This is a genomic window from Novosphingobium sp. 11B, from assembly GCF_054589055.1.
Genome location: NZ_BAAILP010000254.1, coordinates 10,524 through 13,825, shown reverse-complemented (window position 1 = coordinate 13,825; position 3,302 = coordinate 10,524). Strand labels below are relative to the sequence as shown.

The 3,302-nt window shown below is 66.3% G+C and carries 4 protein-coding genes; all 4 read right to left on the bottom strand.

What is annotated here, in order from left to right:
- Window positions 1-87: 87 nt before the first annotated feature.
- Window positions 88-663: a hypothetical protein gene (locus ACYPYD_RS22725; protein ID WP_036525596.1), complete on the bottom strand. Its 576-nt coding sequence runs from the start codon at window positions 661-663 to the stop codon at window positions 88-90.
- Between the two features lie 162 nt (window positions 664-825).
- Window positions 826-1,347 (bottom strand): demethoxyubiquinone hydroxylase family protein, encoded by a 522-nt coding sequence (locus ACYPYD_RS22720; RefSeq protein WP_036525597.1) that lies wholly within the window; start codon window positions 1,345-1,347, stop codon window positions 826-828.
- Window position 1,348: 1 nt separating this feature from the next.
- Entirely contained in the window at window positions 1,349-1,834 is a 486-nt protein-coding gene (locus tag ACYPYD_RS22715; RefSeq protein ID WP_008829645.1) for a disulfide bond formation protein B, read from the bottom strand.
- A gap of 19 nt (window positions 1,835-1,853) precedes the next feature.
- Entirely contained in the window at window positions 1,854-3,218 is a 1,365-nt protein-coding gene (locus ACYPYD_RS22710) for a S41 family peptidase (protein ID WP_036525598.1), read from the bottom strand.
- Window positions 3,219-3,302: the final 84 nt, after the last annotated feature.

The window sequence follows — 3,302 nt, the reverse complement described above, 5'->3', positions numbered from 1 at the left end:
CATTGCGAGCGTAGCGAAGCAAACCAGGGGAGTATGAAACCGCTCTGGATTGCTTCGCTACGCTCGCAATGACGAAGGTGTGGCGCTTTACTTGACGCTTGGCGGCGGCGGGGTAGCGCCGGCAGCCGCATCCTGCTGCGCCTCCTGGCGCTGGCGCTGCTCGAAGTAGGCCTTCTCCGCTTCCTCGACCCGCGCCTGGTCGGCGGCTGCATCGGCATCGATCGTGGAGAGGCGCTTCTCACGCTCGGCCTGAATCAGTTCGCTGAAGCGGACCTCGGAACCGTTCGCCTTTTCCGCATAGGCACTGTTGATGAGCTGCTGCGTGCAGCCCAGCCAGCCGCCCGAACCCGCCGGCGAACAGCTCTGCGTGCCGAAGCGACCCACGGTTTCGTATGCCTGGACCTTGTTCGCCCATGCCTCGGACTGGGGCTGGTCGATGCCGCGCAGCGGCTCGGGGATGCGGTAGCGTTCTTCCTCGGGCTTGCGCGCGCAGACGGTGATGTCGCCCGAGGCCGATTGCGGGCACGGATCGTCGCCGTAGATGATCAGCTGGTTGACCTTCTCCCCGCCCGGATCGGTAAGCCCGGCGTCCTGTGCGAATGCGGCGGGCGCGACGGCCAGCGAAAGAGCGGCAGCTGCAGCAGTGAGGAGAAGGCGGGTCATCGGTGGCTCCAGCAGGTATCGGCCCGGAGGCGTCATGATCGGGTCGCACCCGATATAGGCAGGCTACGGGTTGAATGACAGCTTAAGAGCGTTTTCTAATCGGGTGGAAACGCCCGATGACTCGGAAAACGCGGCAAATACAACCAGACAACCCGCGAGAGGTCAGATCCGTTCCGACAGCTTGATGGCCACGCGGCAGCCCATGCGGATCGCGTGGAACAGCAGCGGATAGGCCGGGGCCTTCTCCGCGCCCGCCGCCAGCGCGGCATCACGGTGCTCGCGCTCCTCGTCGCGGAACTTCAGGATCGCGGCGCCAAGTTCGGGGTCTTCGTCGCCCAGTTCCTCGAGCTGCTCGGTATAGTGGCGGTCGATCTCGGTCTCGATCGCGGCGGTGCAGGCCATCGCCGCCTCCGGCCCGATCAGTGCCGTCGCCGCGCCCAGCGCAAAGCCCGCGGCCGACCACACCGGCTGCAGCAGCGTCGGACGCACGCCGCGCTGCGCGATCATCGCGTCGAACTTCGCCTGATGCTCGGCCTCCTGCGCGGCCATGCCGGCGATCTCGGTCGAGTGCGGACCGCGCGTGCCCATCACCGCCAGTTGGCCCGCGTAAATTCGGTTGGCGCCGAATTCGCCCGCCTGATCGACCCGCAACATCCGTTCGCTGCGCTTACTCATCGCGTTCATCTCAAGCCTTTCGGTCGCTGCGGGCGATGAGGGCGAAGACCGCCAGCGCGCCCAGCGTCGAGAACAGGAAGTTGAAGCCCGCCAGCGAAATGCCGAAGAGGCTCCACGGCGCCACGTCGCAGCGGATCACCGGCGCCTTCATGATCGCGTCGAGCGGATCGCCGCCTGCCGCGAAGGGGCTGGCGGTGCAGGCGGTCACGCCTTCCCACCACTTATATTCGACCCCGGCGTGGAAGCCGCCGATCAGCCCGGACACCAGCACCGCCAGCGCCGCGACGGCCACCAGCGGGCGCACCGGCCGCCAGAAGAACGCCAGCAGCGCGAAGACGATGGCCAGCATGTGCGGATAGCGCTGCCACCAGCACATCTCGCAAGGGTTGAGCCCGAACACGTACTGGCTCACCAGCGCCCCGCCCAAGGCGATGACGGGAATGCCAAGCGCCAGCATACGCGCGGCGCGCACAGACGGTGCGGCGGAAACGGCCATGCCCTTCGTGCCCCTGCCGTCAGTTCTTGGAAACGGCGGCAAGCGCGGGCTTGCCCGCCGTACGCTGCAGCGTGGAGATCGCGTAGTGCAGCTGGAAGTCCTTGATGCCCTGCTTTTCCAGTTCGGCGGCGGTCACCTTGAAGCGCGGATCATCCTGCTTGTCGGTTTCCAGATCCTTGTCCTTGAGCGCCGCCTCGTTGATGAGGTGGCCGCGCAAGTCGGACTCGCGCACCGCACGTTCGGCGCGGGCACGGGCGTCGGGATCGGACAGCTGCGGAACCTTGATGTCGGGGGCGATGCCGCCCTCCTGCACCGAGTGGCCGGAAGGCGTGTAGTAGCGCGCCGTCGTGATCTTGATCGCGCTGTTCTGGTCGAGCGGCAGGAACGACTGGACCGAGCCCTTGCCGAACGTGCGCTCGCCCATGATCACCGCGCGGTGCTGGTCCTGCAGTGCGCCAGCGACGATCTCCGAGGCCGAGGCCGAACCCGCGTCCACCAGCACGACGACCGGCAGGCCCTTGGCGACGTCGCCCTTGAACACCGATTCGGCGCGGTAGAACTGGTTCTCGTTCGCGTTGCGCCCGCGCTGCGAGACGATGTCGCCATGGTCGAGGAACAGGTCGGACAGCGCCACCGCTTCGTCCAGCGAACCGCCGGGGTTGGAGCGCAGATCGAGCACGAGGCCGGTCAGCTTGCCGCCCTTCACCGCCGCCTGCTTCTTGAGGTCGGAAATGGCGTTGTTCACGTCGTTACCGACATCGCGCGAGAACTCGTTGACCGAGATCACGCCGACGTTGTCCTTGAATTCCCAGGTCACCGGCTCAAGCTCGATCACGCCGCGCGTCACGGTGACGTCGAACGGCGCGTCGCGGCCCGGACGGAAGATCGTCAGGCGGATCGAGGAGCCCGCCTCGCCGCGCATCTTCGATACCGCCTCGTCCAGATCGCGCTCGTAATAGAGCACGCCATCGAGGTGGGTGATGTAGTCGCCCGCTTTCAGCCCCGCCTTCTCCGCCGGGCTGCCCTTGAACGGCGAGACGATCTTCACCGCGCCGTCATCCTCGACCACCGAGAGGCCGAGGCCGGTGTACTTGCCGTCGATCATCGTCTCCAGCCGCTGCAGCGACTGGCCGTCGAGGTAGTTCGAATGCGGGTCGAGGCTGGCCAGCATGCCGTCGATGGCGCCCTTGAGCAGCTTGTCGTCGCTCACCTGGTCGACATAATTGTCCTTCACGATCTGGTAGATCGTGAAAAGCTTGTCGAATTCATGGCTGGTGCGCGTGTCCACCGCCGACAGGCCAGAGGTCGCCACAGGCAGCACGGCCACGGCGGAAACCAGCAGGGTAGCCCTGAACAGCTGGGGGATTAGCGGGGCAATCTTCATCGGGCGTGATGCCTCTTCAATGCGTCGGTCCGGCGCGGTGGCCGGCGGGGGTTCATGACCGTCATCCTATCGTCCGATGACCGT

Coding starts and splice junctions, on each gene's coding strand:
- ACYPYD_RS22725 (WP_036525596.1), bottom strand. CDS start 663: ATGACCCGCCTTCTCCTCACTGCTGCAGCTGCCGCTCTTTCGCTGGCC.
- ACYPYD_RS22720 (WP_036525597.1), bottom strand. CDS start 1,347: ATGAACGCGATGAGTAAGCGCAGCGAACGGATGTTGCGGGTCGATCAG.
- ACYPYD_RS22715 (WP_008829645.1), bottom strand. CDS start 1,834: ATGGCCGTTTCCGCCGCACCGTCTGTGCGCGCCGCGCGTATGCTGGCG.
- ACYPYD_RS22710 (WP_036525598.1), bottom strand. CDS start 3,218: ATGAAGATTGCCCCGCTAATCCCCCAGCTGTTCAGGGCTACCCTGCTG.